Source organism: Enterococcus malodoratus, from assembly GCF_027659535.1.
Taxonomy (GTDB): domain Bacteria; phylum Bacillota; class Bacilli; order Lactobacillales; family Enterococcaceae; genus Enterococcus_A; species Enterococcus_A malodoratus.
This window is the reverse complement of sequence record NZ_JAQDPG010000010.1, coordinates 1-19602: the sequence shown is the minus strand read 5'-3', so window position 1 is coordinate 19602 and position 19602 is coordinate 1. Positions and strand designations below refer to the sequence as shown.

The 19602-nt window shown below is 36.9% G+C and carries 14 protein-coding genes; all 14 read left to right on the top strand.

Annotated elements, in window-relative coordinates:
• Window positions 1-134: 134 nt before the first annotated feature.
• Window positions 135-7142 carry a SpaA isopeptide-forming pilin-related protein gene (locus PGP85_RS15715; RefSeq protein ID WP_270328386.1) on the top strand — a complete coding sequence of 2336 codons (7008 nt, stop codon included), beginning with the start codon at window positions 135-137 and terminating at the stop codon, window positions 7140-7142.
• A gap of 861 nt (window positions 7143-8003) precedes the next feature.
• Entirely contained in the window at window positions 8004-8612 is a 609-nt protein-coding gene (locus tag PGP85_RS15710) for a hypothetical protein (RefSeq protein WP_010740941.1), read from the top strand.
• A gap of 28 nt (window positions 8613-8640) precedes the next feature.
• A complete protein-coding gene (locus PGP85_RS15705) occupies window positions 8641-9288 on the top strand; it encodes a class D sortase (RefSeq protein WP_258956383.1) in 648 nt (215 codons plus the stop codon).
• Between the two features lie 16 nt (window positions 9289-9304).
• On the top strand, window positions 9305-10150 hold the full coding sequence (locus PGP85_RS15700) for a hypothetical protein (protein WP_270328385.1): 846 nt from the start codon (window positions 9305-9307) through the stop codon (window positions 10148-10150).
• 14 nt (window positions 10151-10164) lie between these two features.
• On the top strand, window positions 10165-10953 hold the full coding sequence (locus PGP85_RS15695) for a YveK family protein (RefSeq protein WP_090403215.1): 789 nt from the start codon (window positions 10165-10167) through the stop codon (window positions 10951-10953).
• 14 nt (window positions 10954-10967) lie between these two features.
• Window positions 10968-11726, top strand: coding sequence for a CpsD/CapB family tyrosine-protein kinase (locus tag PGP85_RS15690; RefSeq protein WP_270328384.1), 759 nt, complete (start codon window positions 10968-10970; stop codon window positions 11724-11726).
• Window positions 11727-11737: 11 nt separating this feature from the next.
• On the top strand, window positions 11738-12481 hold the full coding sequence (locus PGP85_RS15685; protein WP_090403212.1) for a tyrosine-protein phosphatase: 744 nt from the start codon (window positions 11738-11740) through the stop codon (window positions 12479-12481).
• Between the two features lie 47 nt (window positions 12482-12528).
• Window positions 12529-13245, top strand: a complete 717-nt coding sequence (locus PGP85_RS15680; RefSeq protein ID WP_270328383.1) for a sugar transferase — start codon at window positions 12529-12531, stop codon at window positions 13243-13245.
• Window positions 13246-13268: 23 nt separating this feature from the next.
• Window positions 13269-14447, top strand: coding sequence for a beta 1-4 rhamnosyltransferase Cps2T (gene cps2T / locus PGP85_RS15675; RefSeq protein ID WP_270328474.1), 1179 nt, complete (start codon window positions 13269-13271; stop codon window positions 14445-14447).
• A gap of 2 nt (window positions 14448-14449) precedes the next feature.
• A complete protein-coding gene (locus tag PGP85_RS15670) occupies window positions 14450-15748 on the top strand; it encodes a glycosyltransferase (protein ID WP_270328382.1) in 1299 nt (432 codons plus the stop codon).
• Window positions 15742-16440 carry an acyltransferase gene (locus PGP85_RS15665; protein WP_270328381.1) on the top strand — a complete coding sequence of 233 codons (699 nt, stop codon included), beginning with the start codon at window positions 15742-15744 and terminating at the stop codon, window positions 16438-16440. The genes PGP85_RS15670 and PGP85_RS15665 overlap by 7 nt, the downstream gene beginning before the upstream one ends.
• Window position 16441: 1 nt before the next feature.
• Window positions 16442-17368 carry a glycosyltransferase family 2 protein gene (locus tag PGP85_RS15660; protein WP_270328380.1) on the top strand — a complete coding sequence of 309 codons (927 nt, stop codon included), beginning with the start codon at window positions 16442-16444 and terminating at the stop codon, window positions 17366-17368.
• 9 nt (window positions 17369-17377) lie between these two features.
• Window positions 17378-18682 (top strand): O-antigen ligase family protein, encoded by a 1305-nt coding sequence (locus PGP85_RS15655; protein WP_270328379.1) that lies wholly within the window; start codon window positions 17378-17380, stop codon window positions 18680-18682.
• A 1-nt stretch (window position 18683) separates the two neighbouring features.
• On the top strand, window positions 18684-19553 hold the full coding sequence (locus tag PGP85_RS15650) for a glycosyltransferase family 2 protein (RefSeq protein WP_270328378.1): 870 nt from the start codon (window positions 18684-18686) through the stop codon (window positions 19551-19553).
• The last annotated feature ends 49 nt before the right edge of the window (window positions 19554-19602 follow it).

Here is a 19602-nt window from a genome sequence, read left to right as displayed (position 1 = left end):
CTTCTTTTTATTGATGATTCTGAGAGCTATTATTTGTAAAGAAAAAATAATCATAGGATAATGGGTAGGAAATTCATCCTGTTCGTTCAAAATTGAACAGGTTATGATTAGAAAACTTGAAAAGTAGGGATAGTATGAAGAGATGGGTAAGTACCGTTATGCTGCTCAGCTTGCTTGGAAGCTTTGCTGCGCCGATTGTTGCGACCGCCGTTGAAACGACAGAAAGTACTGCCAGTGGAGCAAGCGAGAGCACTACGATAAACTCATTATCCAGTGATCCGCAACAAACGGTGCCGACAGAATCGGCTCCAATACCAGAGAAAACAGAGGATACGAAAGAATCCGTTGAGATCAAAAATTCTTTACAGTTTGATAAGACAAGTGAATTTGTCGATAAAGATCTATCTAAAGATCAAACTGAATTGAATCTAGTTGGGACAGTTAATAGTTCAGTTGAAAATAATCAACCAGTTATATTTGAAATGACGAAACCATTTACGGTAAAGGACAATAAAGCTGACGAGAAAATCATTTTAAATGAAACGAATGAAACGATTGGCAAGTATACGGTTGATGCGACTGGTGAACGTACAAAATATACGTTGAATTTCAATAAGCTTGTAAAAGGCGATACTCGTTTCAAACTTAATCTATTAGGCACGATTACTCGTGGTCCCGATCAAACTGTTGATTTTTATCAAGCGGATCAAAAGCTGTTTCAATTAGCAGTGCCGAAACTCAAAGAGTCTGAAGAAAGCTCAAGCATGTCGGAAAGCGAAGCAACAGCTACGACAGATAGCGCTAAATCCAGTACAACAGACAATTCAAAAAAGACCACTGAGACATCAAAAGAGAACGAACCAACTAAGAAAAAGAATGCAACCAAAGCAAAGGCAAATGAACAGAAAGCGCGTAGAGCTGCAGGCCCAATCGACGATTTGTTTACGCAATTTGCACCAGGGGACAATTTTGTCAGTGACAGCAGTTTAGACTTTAATCCTGACCCGCCGACAATCAATTCGGTTATTGATTTCAAACTGAACTTTGTGATTCCAGAATCGGTCCGAACAGAGATGGTTCCTGGCGACTACTATGAAATGGACTTTCCGCAAGGATTAGCGATTGGCACGCCATCACCTAGTGGAAATCTAACTGATAACGATGGAACGATCTACGGAACCTATATTTTTGATGCGACGACGCAAAAATTGCGGATCACTTTTACTCAACAGGATGGCAAGGATTTTCTTCCGCCAGAGAACGGTTCAGTAACAGCAGATGTTCATTTTGATACAAAGAAAATCATGCAGCCTGGACAAACGAGCATCGTTTATCCGACTAAGACGAATATCCCACCTTTGACGATCAAAATTAAACCAACAGTTGGCTCATCTATCAGCAAAGCGGGACACACAGATACACCAAACAATCCAAATAAAGTTATTTGGAACGTGGATTTCAATAAAGATTTCTCTGAATTGACCAATCCATTATTAACGGAGCATTTTCCAGATCAAGTAACATTTAATAAAGAAGAAACAGGTGCAGTCACGATTTACCCATTAAATGTGGATTTCAATGGTAACGTGATTGATACAGGGCAAACACCGATTGATCCAAGTACTTACACTGTGGCTGATGATGGCTCGATCCAGTTCAATACACCGTTGGATAGTCCTTATCGAGTTGTGTACTCGACGACTATCAAGGATACGGCGAAACCAATAGATGGCGGAACCGTACCGATTACAAATAAGGCTGATTTAACGGCGGGAACGATTAACTTGAGTGCTTCAGCTACGGTTCAGCTAAATTACAAAAAGGCGCTAGAAAAAGTTCGGACTGGTTATGATAGTGTCGGGCAGGAATACAGCTGGTTGATTCGTTATAACTATGGTCAGAAAGAACTGGCCGATGACAAAGTTATTTCCGATACGTACTCTACTAATATGGATGTTGAAGCAGACAGTTTTAATATCTATACTGTCAATTTTGATAGTAATGGCAATCCGGTTAACGGAGCTCCCATCAATCCAAATAATTACACGATTGATACTTCAACCAATCCGTTTACCGTGACCTTTAAGAATAATGTTCAAGCAGGTAAAGCAATCAATATCGCTTATAAGACGAAGGTGAACAAAATCGTTTCTGGCTCTTCAACCAATCAAGTAGCCGTGACCAATCAGGCGAAAACGAATAACTTGCCGCCAACGCCGCCTATTACCACAACCCCGGTTCAGCAAGTTGTAATTAAGAATAAGCCAACCGTGGACGTAGGAACAAAAACAGCTCATTACACCATTGATCTGAACAAAAATAAGTATCAAATGGATAATGCGCTATTTACTGACACGATGAGTTACACCGAGCAAGGTTATGCGAATGTCCCGTCAAAGGTTAAATTGCCCAAAGCAGATGAAGACGCAGGGGTCGTGATTCGTGACGTTTCAGACAATGATCGAATCTTAATCGGTGCGATCCAATTAGTCGAATCCAATGGGGATATCTTGGGAACCATTGGTGATCCAGTTGCAGCAGATTATATTCTTTCGGTGAATCTGACTCCAGATCATGCAGGTTATAAGAATTTTACTGTGAAATTTCAAAACGCTTATGCGCAAACCAATCATCAATTTAAAATGGAGTACTATATAGGCTATAACCAATTTAGTCAAAATAAGCCGAATCCAAATACGAGTATCGATTATAAAAATACGATGGAAGCCAATTTCACGAATAATGGAAATCCTTATTCATCTTCAAGTTCAACTGATTTCAAAACCAGCACGCAAGAAGTGAACCAAGGGATGAAGTCAGGCAGTTATGATCCGAAAACAAAAGAGATTACGTGGACGATCATCGCCAACTACAATAATCTTGGTGCATCGGTGTTTGGCTTCAAAGATCCAATCACTGGAAATCAGGTTTATGAACCGGATTCATTAACTGTTACTCGCGGAAGTATCAATGCAAATGGGAATTTTCAAGCGACAACAGACACTAATTATAGTGGTAATCAAGTAGGCAAAGACTATCTAAAGGTGACTAATCCGCAACCAACTGGAGAGAACGCTCAGGGAACTTTGGAAATGGGAATTGGATCAGACAGCAATTATATTCCTGGATGGGATACAGTTGGTACGCCGATGGTCTTCCGCATTCAATTTAAAACATCTTTACGCGGAAAGCTGGTTTATGATCAATCAACGTATACCAATACGGCGACTACCACGGTAGAAGGAATTGAACAACGGCTGAGTGCCTCGGTGTCGATTGCCTTTGGCGGTAAATCGGCTGTAAAAAAGGGAAATTACAATACTCAAACTGGATTTATCAATTGGCAGCTGGATATCAATCCTAACCAATCTTTGCTGTCTAATGTAAAAATCCAAGACACACCAAGTTCGAATCAAATATTGCAAGAGAGCTTCAAGTTATACACTGGAAAATACGCAGGCTTAGGAAATTCGACGACGGTTCAGCCTGATCAGCTAGTTCCTAGTGATCAGTACAAAGTAAATGTGACGACTGACCCAGCGACTGGACAGCAAAGCTTCACTGTGGATATGTCTGCTATAAAGGAAAAGCCAGATCCAAATAATGCAGGTCAGTACTTAACAGGGGTTATTGAAAAACCATATGTCTTGGTTTACGATACCGAGCCCAATTTTACTGCCAAAACAGAGACGGTTACAAACAGCGCGTCTATTTCCAGTGAAGGCAGAGAGCTGCCAGGAAAAGACACACAGAAGAACATCGCTGTAACTATCCAGGATTCTAGTGGAACGGCATTTGGAACCAAAGGAAAAATTACTGTTCAAAAAGTTGATGGCAATGGCAGCATCGTTTCGGGAGCCGTTTTAGAATTGTTGCGTAAAAATATTAAAACCAATAAGACCGATGTCCTTTATAAAACGACGACAGATAGTCAAGGATTGGCGACTTTCGGAAATCTAATCGCTACCAGTTCGACTTACGAGTATTACGTCAAAGAAATCGAGGCGCCAGATGGGTACACTATTTCGCCGGATCTGCTAGCAGGAAAGAAAGTTTCTGTAAGTACTAGTAATGATACACCAATCACGCAGATTGAAAATGAGCCAGTGAAGGTGATTTTCCATAAGACCGATCGCAATGGGCAACCGCTAGAGGGTGGATTTTTTAATCTTTACCAAAATAACGGTACGGCTGATGCGCCAAATTATATTTTGTTAAGGGCCTTTGTATCTAAGAAAGAAGGAGTCGATCTATCTGGGTTAGGGGATGGACAATACCGAATTCGAGAAGCAGCCTCACCGAAAATATACCAGATCAATCTGACGCCCATTGATTTTGAAGTAAAGAGAAACGCGGATAATTCACGCAACGTTTTTGTGAATGACGAAGTTGTCTCGGATGGGAAATTACAGTTGAAGGACTATCAAGGTTCTGCAATGCTGAAAAAATCAGATGAATCAGGTAAGAGTCTTGCCGGAGCGAAATTCAATTTACAACGGGCGGAATACAATACGAATGATTATTATGATTATGGGATTCAAGATTCTTATGTAACAGATAGCAAAGGGCAATTGAATTTGACCGAACTGCCGCCTGGTAAATACAAGTTAAAGGAAAGCCAAGCGCCAGAAGGATACTATTTAAATAGTAGAGAATTTACTTTTGCAGTGGAACCAGTCACGACTGGGGATCAAGAACCAGCTACGATTCAGCTAAATGACGGAGATCCGTTGATTGATTACCAAGGCTCCGCACGCTTCAAGAAAGTCGATGGACATGACTATAATAAAGGCAGAGATACACCTTTAGCTGGTGCACGATTCCAATTGTATAAAGCTGATGGAAAGACCACAGTCGGAGACCCTGTCACTTCAAGATCAGATGGCTACTTTACATTTGAGAATCTAACACCAGGAACGAGTTATGCGATCAAAGAAATTCAAGCCCCGAACGACTATTTGACAAACCGGCAGCTAGTCCGCTTTACAACACCTGTATCAAATAACCAAGAAGGCAGTTCAGTCACAATTGATGACGCGAGCCAAAAATTGGTCATAGACGAACAGACGCCTTTCAAAAACTATAAAGAAGGCGTCCGATTCCAAAAGCTTGATGCTAAAGGGCATGGTTTAGGCGGTGCAAAATATCAACTACTCATGCAGCAAAACGACCAGTGGCAGCCTATTACTAACGTTGATAATGGGGCAGGAAGCGATGGGCTTTTCACCTCAGATGAATTGAGCGGAAATGTGCAGGCCTTCGAACTATCGCCAGGCAGCTACAAATTTGTTGAAGCGCAAGCACCACAAGGATATCTGCTGAATACGAAGGAAATTCCTTTCAAAGTGCAAGAACAAGCAGAGAGCGATCCGTCAGTACTTGATATTCCGATTACTGAGGATGCCAATGTAAATTATCAAGGCTCCGCACAGCTTACTAAGACAGATGAGGCTGGCAAGGCGCTGCAGGATGCAAAATTCAAAATCATTGATGATCAAGGAAAAGATGTCGCGGGTAAAATGGCGACATCCGATGAAAAAGGACTTGTTCGTGTGACCGGACTAGCTCCTGGTAACTATCGTTTCGTGGAAACCGAGGCGCCTGATAAGGGCAAGGATGGTAAATACATTATGACTGGTGAGAATCTAGCATTCAGGATTCCAGCAGAAAACAATGGCGAACCAGCAACTGTAAAAATAAAAGATACTGTCGCAAACTATCGGGGTGCGATCCGTCTGCATAAAGTTGGAAATGATCTTTCTGATAACTCCAAAGAGGTTGATTTAGCCGGAGCAGAATTTACGCTTTATACAAAAGCAGATTTTAGTGATTCAAACCCTGTCAAAGTCACCTCTAATGCAAAAGGCAATGTGTCATTCGCAGATTTAGCACCGGGAACGTATTATGTGAAGGAAACCAAGGCGCCAAACGGGTATTTGGTCAATACGTTCCCGTTAACATTTGTCATTCCTGATCGCGTACCAGCAACGATGCCAATGACGGATGGACAAAACCATTCAAATAAAATCGAAGACGGTACGTACGTTGTTGACGCCGGCGATTTCCAAAATGCTCGAAAAGAAATTGAGCTGAAGAAAACAGACGGTGAATCGAAGGAGATTGGTAACCTAGATTTGTCACAAGTCAAGTTTGCTTTGTACCTTGATGATGGGTCAACAGACGGCAAGCTTATCAAAGATGACTTAAGTCCAGAAATTACTAATGGGACGATCGAGCTAAGTAATCTAGCGCTAGAAGATGGCAGCTATAAATTAGTCGAAACACAAACCTCTGCAAACTATGTGCTTAGCAATCAACCAATTTATTTCGTAGTAAATAATCAGCAAGCCATTGGAATGACGTTTGATTTGGCAAACTATCAAGCTTCTATTAAAGGAAGAAAAGTTAGCGGTGATAAAGAACTTGCTGGAGCCGAGTACGAGCTATTCAAGTCTGGTGGCCTGAATCAATCAATTGAAACCACCGATAAAGATGGTGAGAAACAAACTACTATTAAAACAGGTAACGATGGCGAATTCTTTGCTAAAGGCTTAAGTGCTGGAGACTATATCTTAAAAGAAACCAAGGCGCCAAAAGGATATATTTTAGATACCACCGAACACAAATTTACGATTTATCCGCAAAACGGGAAACCAGCAACTTTAAACCTAGGTGATTTTGAAAATTATCAAGGAAGTGTCGAACTGACCAAGGTCGATACTGATAATTCCAATAAACGATTGGCGAATGCTGAATTCCAGCTATTCGATAGCAATCAAAAAGTCATTCATGATCAGCTGAAAACCAATGCTGATGGAAAGCTAGAAGTAACTGATCTGGCCCCTGATAAGTATCATTTCAAAGAAACAAAAGCACCAGCAGGCTACCGATTGTCAGAGAAAACTATCGATTTCACGGTTTCCGCGAAATCGAATGGAAAACCTCGACTATTAGAAGTAACCGCTAAGAACAAAAGAGTACCAAACCAGCCGACTGAACCCAATAAGCCAAGTAGACCAAATACACCAAGTCAAGGGTTCTACCCAAAAACTGGTGAAGCGAAGGGACTTACTTTACTTGTTATTGGCGTGATCATTGTTCTTATAGTGGGCGGCATCGTCTATATCCGAAGAAGAAAATAGACTGTCGTTAAAGGATTCTGGAGCAGTCAGGCTATCAAAAAGGTCGATAAAAAAAAGAATACGTGGAAAAAGGGTATGCTGTTGCATACCCTTTTTTTGGTCAATTTCTAATGTTAAATGATGAGGGAAGTTTCAAAAATGTTACAGCAAATAAAGATTTAAACCTTAATTTTGAAGTTTTGTTCACAAAAAAGAATCGGATATGAATAAAACCGATTCGGCATAATTTAATAAAAAAATTGGGTTCTTATTCAGACGAAAAAGTCTGTGTTTTAACAACAAGAAACGTTATTCTAATATCTTATGTGGCTGTTAAATAAAGGAATACAGTTTAAAATCAGTCGTAATTGATAGCGCAAACAAAGCGGAAAAATATTTTCAAATAATACTTTCAAAGATAGGGGAAATAGCTCTTTATAAGTGTGTTCTGAAAAAGCTTCATTTAAGTTATAAGCCCGTTATTTTATCAGTAAAAGTAGAAAGAATGTCTATTTCATGCAAATGCGGTGCCTAAAGTTTTAAAAATGTTGAAATGAAATTGAAATATGAAGGTTTCGTTTATTTGAAAAGAAGACAATTTGCTTATAAATCAAAGAAACAATCGAAATGACCAATTATATCCATAATATTTTAGAATTATAAAATTTTTGGTTTTAATTTTGATAATACCAAATTAATGTAAAATTATTATTGTTATTTTCACCATTTTAAGATCAGGGTTTTTTATAAAAAAATTAAATTGTGAATTTCATTGTTTTTTTTGTAATAGAAAGTATACTAAATTCAGCAGAAAAAATGGATTTTTTTTTGCTGGAATTGTGACATGAGTAACATAAAATAATTAGTAAGGGAGGTATGTAAATGAAGAAAATTGTAAGTGGGTTAATTGCACTCATCGCGGTGGTTTTGTTTGTTGGGCCTAGTGCTCATGCAGACGGTGCTGTATCTGCTGATGAACAAAGAATTTTGTCGGAGTTGGATAAAGGCGTAACTGTTGGCGGAAAGACGTTTAACATTGGTGCAGCAGAACGTGCACAAGCAGAAAATTTCTTGAAACAAAATGATGTTTCTGCTGATAAAGTGAACGATGTTGTTGCCCAAATTCAAAGCGCTCGTTCTTTAGTTGAAGCTTCTGGGCTTGATGTTTCAAACATCAATTCTATTGAAGCATTGATTAAAGCATTGCCATTGAACACCAAAAACCAACTGAAGGATATTATCACGAAAGCGGCTAATGTCCTAGGGCTGACAATCACCTTCTACCCTGGAGGCTATTCTATTACTCAGCCAGGTTCAGGTTCTGCTGGTTCAACTAGTGGTTCAACTAAACCAGCAAGCAGTACGGTTTACACATCAGGTGGTGCAGTAAAACAGACAGGCATTACACATTTGTCTAGTGCAATTTCTTTCGCAAGCTTATTACTTGTTGCAGCAGGTGCATTTGTAGTAGGACGTAAGAAACTTGCGTAAGGCTTCTAGGCTGAAGAGGGTTGGAGCGATTTTGATCGCTCCGATCATCTTTCTGATTTTTGGCTATTCTTTGATGTATGTGATAGGAAGACCTGTCATTCAATTTGTTACTTCTTCTATTCAGTTATTTTTACTGACAGATACTCCCGACTTTGAGGCGACGGAACAGACTTTTGAGGCTGTAGATAATAAAAAGATCGCGACGAATGAAAAGAACGAACTGCCATCGAGCAAGGTCAACTACCCGGTGGGAGGGGAACTTTTCGGAAAAGTGAAGATAGAAAAACTGCAATTGGATGTTCCTTTATATTTTGGAGATACCGAAGAAATTTTACGTCAAGGCGCGGGTCAGTTTATGGGCTCGGTCTATCCAGGCGAACTTGGTACGTCGCTGATTGGCGGACATAACATCGATGATTTCGGAAAACTAGGTGCCGCCCAAGTTGGTGACACGATCGAAGTTCAGACGACTTACGGCAATTATTCGTACCGTATTACACAGCTTGACGTAAGAAATAAAAAAGATAAAGAAATCGATGAAATGATCTATCAACGAAACGACCGACGAATCGTTCTCTATACGTGCTATCCATTAGATAGCTTGGGGTTAACAGACGATCGCCTGTTTGCCATCGGAGAACTTGTTTCGGGACCGATTATTAATGGAAATGAGTAGGGGGAAAGACAAAAATATGAAACAAGCGACACGAAATGTTCCACGGTGGATCTTAGCATTCATTGGGTCTTTACTCCTATTTGCAACGTTAGCATTAATCTGTATTCGCATGACTTTGTTTAATCAGAACTTTATGATCAAGCAAATTCATCAGACAGAATATGTAGAAACAATCCGGAAAGATATGACACAAAGCATTCAAGATTTAGGTCGGGGAAGTAATATTCCGCCAGAAGTCTTAGCGGATGTGGTCTCGGAAAAAACAGTTTCTGCGAACGTCGATAATTATATTCGAAGTATTTATCAAGAAGTTCCCTTTGAAATTCAAGGGGAAGATCAGCTGAAAGACAATATCATGAAGAACGTCACTCAATATGCGCAGCAGAAAAATATTGCGATTGACGAAACGACTCAAAACAATCTGAATAACCTAGCAGCTTCTGCTACGAAGAATTATTCAAGCTATATCGAGATCCCGTATTTATTGAGCTATGGGAAGAAAGTCATGGCTTTTAAATCTGCTTTGACATTGATTCTGATTATAGCTGGTGCGGCCTTTTTATTGGTCTTCGTTGGATTGATGCTAATGGCTAAAATGAAGCATCAAAAGATTCGCTGGAGCAGTGTGACTTTTTTAGGCGGCGGATTGATGTTAGCTGTTTTACCAGCACTCATCTATTTCAGTGGAGTAATCGATCGTTTGGGCATTATGTCAGAAGGATTGTACCAATTTGTAACAGGGTATATCACGGCGTTTGATTTGAGTTTTGTTTTTGCGGGACTAGGGTTAACCGTCCTAGCACTTCTTTTGGTGCTCATTAGTGAGAGGATGCGCTCTAAAAAAATACATAACGTTCGTTAGTGAAGGGAAAAAAGATGGAAGAAACAATCAGCTTAGAAGAGTTATTTCAAGTTTTAAAAAAGAAAGCATTATTGATCCTGATGACAACAATCGCCGGGATCGGACTGGCTGCAGTGGTCACCTTTTTCTTAATTACGCCTAAATACGATTCAGCCGCACAGCTGATCGTGCAAAATACACAAGCAGAAGGGGCTAATACCAATCTGCAAAATGATATTAACGGAAATGTACTATTAATCAATACATACAAGGACATGATTAAAGGTGACGTCGTCATCGATGCGGTTCAAAAGCAATTGCAAAATGAGTATCAATACACCTACAGCAATGCTGAATTGAAGGACATGATCGAAGTGGAACAGGCACAGAATTCTCAAATGTTCCAGATCGTCGCAACTTCGCCAGAACCACGAAAAGCAGCAACGATCGCTAACGTTACGGCTACGACATTCCAAGAAAAGGCTGAAGACGTACTAGCGGTCAATAAAGTTACGATTACTTCAAAAGGGGTCGTTCCTTCCAAAGCAGTCTTCCCGAATAATAAGTTGAACCTGTTGATCGGTGCAGTCTTAGGTTTGATGATCGGTGTAGGTCTAGCTTTCTTAACCGAATTGTTGGACAAAACAGTCAAAGACGAGCGATTCATTATTGAAGCGCTGGAATTACCGATTCTTGGACAAGTCTCTGAGATCACTAAAAAAGAATTATATGAAAACCGCGGTGCGGCACCTGCTCCACCAGAGAAATCTAAAGAGACACGAGGAACACGGACAGTGCCAACTCGTAATCGAAAACGCGTGTAAGGGGAAAATGATAGATGGCGAAAAAGAAACAAGCAATTACACCGGTTGATTTGATCACAGCAATCAATCCTTTTTCAACCGCGGCAGAGCAATACCGAAAGATTCGGACAAATATTGAATTCTCTTCAGCAGACAAGAAGATCAAATCATTAGTTGTCACTTCCTCAGGTCCATCTGAAGGAAAGACAACTACCGCATCAAATCTCGCGGTCGTTTTTGCCAATGCAGGCAGCCGAGTTGTTTTAGTGGATGCGGATTTGAGAAAACCGAATATCGCCTTGAGCTTCAAGGTTCCAAATGTGAATGGGTTGAGCAATTACCTAACCGAAGGGAACTCTGCTACAGGTAGTTTCTTATCTGAAAACGATGTAGAAAATGTGTATCTAACACAGGGGAATACACAGATCGGCAGCCGTTTGATCGAAACGGATATCGAGAATCTGTACTTGATGCCAAGTGGACCAACGCCACCGAATCCATCTGAACTTTTAAGTTCAAAACGGATGCAGGAACTGGTTGATACCTTGAGTGAATCCTTCGACTTAGTAATCTTTGATATGCCGCCGGTAGTAACAGTGACCGATGCGCAAATCATGTCATCATATGTTGACGGAACTATCTTGGTTGTTCGTGAACGGAAAACCAATAAGCAAGCGATTTTAGAAGCGAAAAAGCTATTGGATATGGTCAAAGCTAAAATTATCGGTGTCGTTTATAACGGTAAAAAGCAAGGGGAAGACTCCTACTATTATTATGGCACGGAAGGGAAGTAAGTGAGTACTAAATGATTGATCTGCATAGTCATATCTTACCTGGTGTCGACGATGGCGCTCAAACATTAGAAGATAGCTTAGAGATGGCGCGAAAAGCGATCAGCCAAGGTATCACTCATCTGATGTGCACACCGCATCATAATAATGGGAAATACAACAATCCAGCAGACAAAATTATTCGAGATGTTGCGGCTTTGCAAAAGGAACTCGATCAGCGTGGACTAGATTTAACCTTACTCGAAGGGCAAGAAGTACGGCTCACCGAGTATCTCTTAACAGCGATTAAACGTGAGGAAATTCTATTTACAGATCTTGATAATACTTATTTGTTGATTGAGTTTCCCACAAATGAAATACCCATCTATGCGGAGCAGGTTTTCTATCATCTGCTTAGCCAAGGTCATGTACCTGTTATCGTACATCCAGAAAGAAATGCGGTCTTTCGCGAAGAACCCAATCGCTTGGTCTCATTTCTGGAGATGGGAACACTGACACAATTAACGGCACCGAGTATCGTGGGGATATTTGGCAGCGAGATTCAAAAGACAGCAAGGCTAATGTTGGAACATCAGATGCTATACATGGTTGCTTCCGATGCTCATAATCTCCGTCATCGCACCTTTCTAATGAAAGAAGCTTATGAAGAAATTCAGAAAATTGGCGGAAGAGAAATGGTCGCAGCGATGCAGCAGATGGCAAAAGACTTAGTGAATGGGGATTCAGTAGTTAGGCCGATGTATCAAGCAATAAAATGAATGACGCTTCAAATTTTTTAATCAATAGTTTGTTGGGGGGATTAATTATGAAAAGCGAGAAAACCTTTGGGGACGTGAATAGTTTGAACAATAGAACATTTTCCAATCAAGGGGATTCCAAGGTGATTTGGTTAGATAAAGGGAAAATAGAAAATCAAAAAGGGTATGATTTGATCAAACGAATCATTGACCTCGTTTTAGGCTGCCTTGGGCTCGTGTTTATCTCTCCAATCATGCTGTGGGTTGCCTATAAAATACGTAAAGAAGATCCCAATGGTTCAGTAATTTTTGCGCAAAAACGTGTTGGCCGAAACGGAAAATTATTTACTATGTATAAGTTTCGTTCGATGTGTTCGGATGCAGAAAAACAATTAGATAGCCTACTTGATAAAAATGAAATCAAGGGTGCTATGTTCAAGATTCAGGAAGACCCTAGAGTGACCGAATTTGGTAAATTCATCCGTCGAACTAGTTTAGATGAACTTCCTCAACTGTTGAATGTCATTAAAGGTGATATGAGTCTGATAGGTCCGCGACCACCATTGCAACGAGAAGTTGCTGAGTATACGCAGTATGATATGCAGCGACTGCTGGTGAAACCAGGCTGTTCTGGTCTGTGGCAAGTTAGTGGACGGAACGATGTTCACTTTGACGAGATGGTCGAATTTGATATTGACTATATTCAAAAACGTGGAATTAAATATGATATCTCACTAATTATGAAGACGATAAAAGTAATGATGAAGCCAGATGGGGCATATTAAGGAGTTTATTCGTGGTAAATAAGATGAAGCATGTTTATATTATTGGATCAAAAGGAATACCTGCAAAATATGGAGGATTCGAGACATTCGTTGAAAAGCTGACAGAATATCAAGTGGATAGGAATATTCAATATCATGTAGCGTGCATGACTGAAAACTCGGCCAAATCAGGAATTACTGACAAGCACTTTGAGCATAATGGCGCAAAGTGCTTTAACATTGATGTACCAAATATTGGACCAGCTAGAGCGATTTACTATGATATTACAGCTTTAAAATATGCAATTCAATTAGCAAAAAATAATGAAGATTATCAACCGATTTTCTATGTTTTAGCTTGTCGAATAGGCCCTTTTGTTGGAAATCTGAAGAGACAAATCGTTGAATTAGGTGGCCATTTATTAGTTAATCCAGATGGGCATGAATGGATGAGAGCAAAGTGGAGCTACCCCGTTCGGCGATATTGGAAATATTCTGAACAGTTAATGGTAAAGCATGCAAATCTATTAATTTGTGATAGTAAAACTATTGAAAGGTATATTAGCGAAGAATATCGACAATACAATCCGCGGACTAAATATATTGCTTATGGTACCGACTTGGAAAAATCGAAATTGAATAAGGATAATCCAGAAGTCGTCAAATGGTTTCGAGAGAAGGACATTCTACAAAGTAGTTACTATTTAGTTGTTGGAAGATTTGTTCCAGAAAATAACTTTGAGACAATGATTCGTGAATTTATGAAGTCTAATAGTAAAAAAGATTTTATTCTTATTACAAATGTCGAAAAAAATAGATTCTATGATCAATTGCAACGAGAAACTCGTTTTAATGATGATAAGCGAATAAAATTTGTTGGTACAGTTTATGATCAAGAATTATTGAAATATATTCGTGAAAATGCATTTGCTTATATTCATGGCCATGAAGTCGGTGGAACCAATCCGTCATTACTGGAAGCATTGTCTTCAACTAGACTAAATTTACTTTTAGATGTTGGGTTTAACAGAGAAGTCGGAAAAGAGGAGGCCTTGTATTGGAATCGAACTGAAGATAATTTATCTCTACTAATTAATACATTAGAAACAAATAAAAGCAAAGATGGATCTTGGTTGAATAAAACAAAAAAAGTAATTTCAAAATCATTTACTTGGGATTTTGTGGTGAATGAGTATGAAAATGAATTTTTGAATAGAGGGTAATAATGAAAATTCTGCATTATACATTAGGTTTTACTCCTGAAAGAAGTGGTGGATTAGTAAATTATGCAACCGATTTAATGGAAGAACAAAATCGGAGAGGACATATTGTTTGTGCTTTGTATCCTGGGACGCTGAATGTACTAAATAGGAAAACCTACATAAAGAAAGATGAAAGTAGGGGAATTAATTCTTTTCAAATTATAAATAGCTTACCCTTACCGATATTCGGAGGTATAAAAACACCAAAAGATTTTATGGTTTCTATTTCAAAAGATATTTATGTGGATTTCTTAAAAAAAAATTTACCTGATGTTATACATATACATACACTTATGGGAATACACCGAGAGTTTTTTGAAGTAGCAAAAAAAATGAAGATACCAATAATCTTTACTTCTCATGACTATTTCGGATTAGCCCCTGAGCCGAATTTCTATTCTAAAGGGGAGTCTTACGATCAAACAAACAAAGTTGCAGACTGGATTCAAGCGTCTTCAAAAGCGATGAGTACTAAAAAACTTAGGGTTTTCCAACTTAAAATATACCCCTTTTTAAGAGCCGCTAAAAAGGTTGTAAATAGAAAGAGTAGAATTAATCATATAAGCGTAAGCGAGGAAAAAATCGTAGATGACCCCAACAAAATTGATGAATATAGAGAGCTAAGAAAATACTATCAAGATATATTTTTATTAGTAGATAAATTTCATTTTAATAGTAGCATAGCAAAAAATATTTTTATCAGTCAAATAGATAAGCAATTGAATTATGCTGTTATTTCTATTACTAGTTCAAGAATAGTTAAAAGAAAAAGTCATTTTCAAAAAAAAGCAGAATCAAAGATAAACGTAGCATATATTGGACCAGATAGGGATTATAAGGGATTTTACGATTTCATTTGTTTAGCAGATCAAATGTCGTCAGTAGAAAATTTGGAGTTTCATACTTATGGATATATTCCAACTAGCAAGTTATCAAATGTTTTTCAGCATGGGAAGTACGAGAGTGGTGAATTAGAAAATGTTTATAAGAATATTGATATTTTAATTGTACCTAGTAAGTGGAAAGAGACATTTGGATTGATTGTTTTAGAAGCGATATCATTTGGTAAGAGTGTTCTAGTCAGTAGTAATGTGGGAGCAAGTGAATTTATCTGTGATGAATGCATATTCAATAACCTTGAAGAGCTTCAACAAAAGTTGAAGAATCAGAGTGATTTTCATTTATATAAAGAGACAGACATCAAAACAATGAAAGATCATGAAAATGAAATTTTTAAATTATATATAGAAGCAAGGTGTTAATTTTGGATATTGAAAAAATAATAAGAAGAGCCTCAGGAAAAAAGGAATTTACTCTTTCTTCGAACATACCATTATCATATTTATTACGTAAAGGTGTTAAGTTTTATTTTGGAGTCTTTCGAGGGAAGATAAGTAAGATAAGAATTAAAAAAACAGGGAAAAATTTTTTTGTTGGAAAAAAAGTGAAATTATTGGATAAATCACGAATTATGGTTGGTGACAACGTTCGTATTGAAGATCAAGTCATAATTGATGCATTATCTACTGAAGGAGTGGTATTAGGTGATAGAGTGAAAATTGGTGAGTATAGTAAAATCATTTGTTCTGGAACACTAGCTGATTTGGGAAAGGGTCTAATTATAGGCAATGATACCAGTTTTGCAGAAAACTCCTTTTTCGGAGCAGCGGGCGGTATATCTATCGGCAATGATGTAATTGCTGGGCAAAATGTACGATTTCATTCTGAGAATCATAATTTTAGCGATACAAATAAACTAATACGACTTCAAGGAATTTCGAGAAAAGGCATAAAGATTGGCAATGATGTTTGGATTGGTTCGGGAGTTGTCTTTTTAGATGGATGCGAAATTGGAGATGGATGTATCGTGGCAGCAAATAGTCTTGTAAAAGATAAGTTTATTGATAATTCTATTATCGCTGGGTCACCTGCGAAAATGATTAGGAGAAGGTAACTTGGATATTTCAGTAATAGTCCCATTTTATCGTGGATTTGAATATATAGAGGACATAAAAAATAGTTTTGAAGATATTTATCATAGTCTAAATAAAAAAAGTTTTGAGGTGGAATTTATTGTAGTTAATGATTCTCCTGATTTTGATTTAAGAGAGAGTCATTTCAATGCACCTTTTTGTGTAGAAGTTTTATCTAATAATAGGAACAGAGGAATTCACTATTCAAGAGTTAAAGGATTAAAGCGATCTAGAGGCGAGTATGTATTATTTTTAGATCAGGATGATCAGGTGTCTGGTAAAAAAGTATTAGAAAACTATATGAAAATAAGAAGTGATGATACCGATGTTGTAATAAGTAATGGTTATTTTGAATTTTCAAATGGAGATAAAAAACCAATATTTACCAATAATTTCTATAAGAAAAAGCTTGTTAAGGAATTTTACTATTTAAATATAAAAGATTTAATTATTTCTCCAGGTCAATGCTTAATCAAGAGTAATTCTATTCCATTAAGTTGGAAAGAGAATATTATAATCAACAATGGTACTGATGATTATATGCTCTGGCTTTTAATGTTTGACAATAATAAGAAATTTATTTACAACGATGTGATTTCTTACTTTCATAATGACTCCGGTAGGAACCTATCATTTGATATTGATAAATGGATCATTTCTTTAAAAGAGTTAGAAGATACATTGTCATTTATTGAAGGTTATCCAAACAGAAAAGTACATCAATTGAAGAAAACTAATGATTTGAAAATCTCTTTTGTAAAAAGTGAGGGGAGTTCATTGATTAGAACATGTATTAAGCAACCCAGATCATTTTTGATCAATCTCATTTTCAGATTAATTAATGGAGCTACTGTTATTCAAGGTGCTGATATTAGAAAAAATCACAGAAAAAATCAATTGAAAAGATAGAGAGGCAAAATGAGAAAATTAATTATCCGCTTAATAAATCTGTTGCTGATATTGATGCCGTATCATTATTATATATGTGACGTAATTTTTAAAAACTTTACTTTTCTAAATTTATGGAGAGATTTTCTTATAATATTAATTTTTATCTCTTCTATTGCTATATGTATAAAAAATGATTATAGAATAAAAATTAGTTTTACAGATGTGTCGTTATTACTCTTTTCAGTTATAACTGTTTGTTATATCATAATTTCACAAAATATTAGTGTATCGTTGACTATAGGTCGTGTTTATTTGATTCCTATTTTAGTTTACTTTAGCTGTAAATTTTGTAGATATACAAAGGAAGAGTTTATTAGTTTGCTTAAAGCATTGTTTATTAATACTACAGTGATTAGTTTTTTTGGAATATTTCAGGCTTTTATATTGGGACAGGATTTTTTAATAAATATCAACTTTGTTGGGAATGGAGCTAAATACTTACCAGATTCATTCTATTTAGGCGGACTTTTTGGCCAGCAACGCGTTAACGGAACTTTCGTTGCACCAAATACTTTTGGATTGTACCTATCAATTATGATAGTTACCTTTCTATTTACAAAAGAATCTTTAGTAAAAAGATTGAATACTTTTTTTTCACTTGGAATGGTAATTATGTTTATTGCATTAGTGGGGACTTTTTCTAGAACAGCTTGGATTTCTACGCTGGTAACAATAGTATTTTTCTCGGTGATAGAGGACAAATTAAAACTAAAAAAAATATTAAGGGCAATCGTCTCAATTGTAGTAGTAGTTTTGTTGATAATTATTCTAGACAATGTGCTGTTTGATAGCCTGATTGTAAATACAGTGCAACATTTATGGCAGTTTACATTCTCAAAAAAGGATCCATCACTAAATGGACATATAAATTCTGTTTATGATTCAATTGAAAAAGTAATCAATCATCCATTAGGTCTAGGTTTTGGCCAAAATGGTCCAAAAGCGGCTAATTTTATTATGGATTCAAATAAAACGGAGTCTACGTATTTTCTAATGAATTTTGAAGTTGGATTTCTGGGTGCGTTACTCTATTTTATACCTTTCGTTCAAACGGCAATTAAAGGTCTTTATAAAAAAGAAGATTTCTCTATTGAAGGCTTTATCCCCAAAGTATCTTTTGTCTGCTTGATCGCCTTTTTGACACTACCGTTTAGTCAAGATTATGAAATAATGGTTTTTGCTTTCTTCTTTTTAGGAATTTATCATGCAAGAAATGTTTATGATCGAGAAAAAAAGCAATTATCTAGTATCTATCAATTAGAAGGAGATTGACATGAGTACACCTTTTTTCTCAATTATATTACCTGTATACAACGTTGAAAGATACCTTGAAAGAAGCATTAATTCTATAAAAAATCAAATCGAACAAAATTTTGAAGTTATTCTAATTAATGATGGTTCAACAGATAATAGTGAAAATAAAATTCTCGATTTAATTGCTAATGATAATAGATTTAGTTTGATTAATAAAGATAATGAAGGTAGCGGACCTGCTCGAAACGACGGTTTGAGGTTAGCTGAAGGAAATTATATCTACTTTATGGATCCAGATGATGAGATAAAGAAAAATCTTTTGGATGACTGTAAAAAAACTCTAGAAAAAACACAATCTGATATTTTAATGTTTGGTTATGAAGGAATAGATATAGTCAATGAAAAGAGATATATAATCTCTAATGACAATTACTATCTATTGAAAAATCAGACGGATTTTAGAAATGAGTTTAAGCGAATACTATTTGGAAATTCTTTTAATGCAGTTTGGAATAAGATGTACAAATTGGAATGGCTACAATCCACAGGAGTTTATTTTCCAAGAATGATAAATGCTGAGGACGGGAAATTTAATTCAGACTTATTACCATATATTTCTAGTTTTGAGATAATTCCAAAATCTTACTATATATACTATATATCTAGACCTGATTCGATAATGACAAGGTACAATGAGAAATTTTTAGATAATGAACTGATTTTAATAAATTGTTTTGAAAGTTCAATACGCGTTTGGGAAAATTACCGAGAGTTTAGGAGTTATATAAATAATTATAAAATAGATATATTGTTTAATGAAATTAAGAATTTAATAGGAAAGAAAAAAGTTGCAAAAAAAGAGTTGATAAAGTCTCTTGAGAGAGTGTAAAATATTTTGTGTAAATGAGAAAGTCCATTCTATTATTTAAGTTAAAACA

Coding starts and splice junctions, on each gene's coding strand:
- PGP85_RS15650 (WP_270328378.1), top strand. CDS start 18,684: ATGAGTACACCTTTTTTCTCAATTATATTACCTGTATACAACGTTGAA.
- PGP85_RS15715 (WP_270328386.1), top strand. CDS start 135: ATGAAGAGATGGGTAAGTACCGTTATGCTGCTCAGCTTGCTTGGAAGC.
- PGP85_RS15690 (WP_270328384.1), top strand. CDS start 10,968: ATGGCGAAAAAGAAACAAGCAATTACACCGGTTGATTTGATCACAGCA.
- PGP85_RS15685 (WP_090403212.1), top strand. CDS start 11,738: ATGATTGATCTGCATAGTCATATCTTACCTGGTGTCGACGATGGCGCT.
- PGP85_RS15710 (WP_010740941.1), top strand. CDS start 8,004: ATGAAGAAAATTGTAAGTGGGTTAATTGCACTCATCGCGGTGGTTTTG.
- PGP85_RS15670 (WP_270328382.1), top strand. CDS start 14,450: ATGAAAATTCTGCATTATACATTAGGTTTTACTCCTGAAAGAAGTGGT.
- PGP85_RS15700 (WP_270328385.1), top strand. CDS start 9,305: ATGAAACAAGCGACACGAAATGTTCCACGGTGGATCTTAGCATTCATT.
- PGP85_RS15655 (WP_270328379.1), top strand. CDS start 17,378: ATGAGAAAATTAATTATCCGCTTAATAAATCTGTTGCTGATATTGATG.
- PGP85_RS15680 (WP_270328383.1), top strand. CDS start 12,529: ATGAAAAGCGAGAAAACCTTTGGGGACGTGAATAGTTTGAACAATAGA.
- PGP85_RS15695 (WP_090403215.1), top strand. CDS start 10,165: ATGGAAGAAACAATCAGCTTAGAAGAGTTATTTCAAGTTTTAAAAAAG.
- cps2T (WP_270328474.1), top strand. CDS start 13,269: ATGAAGCATGTTTATATTATTGGATCAAAAGGAATACCTGCAAAATAT.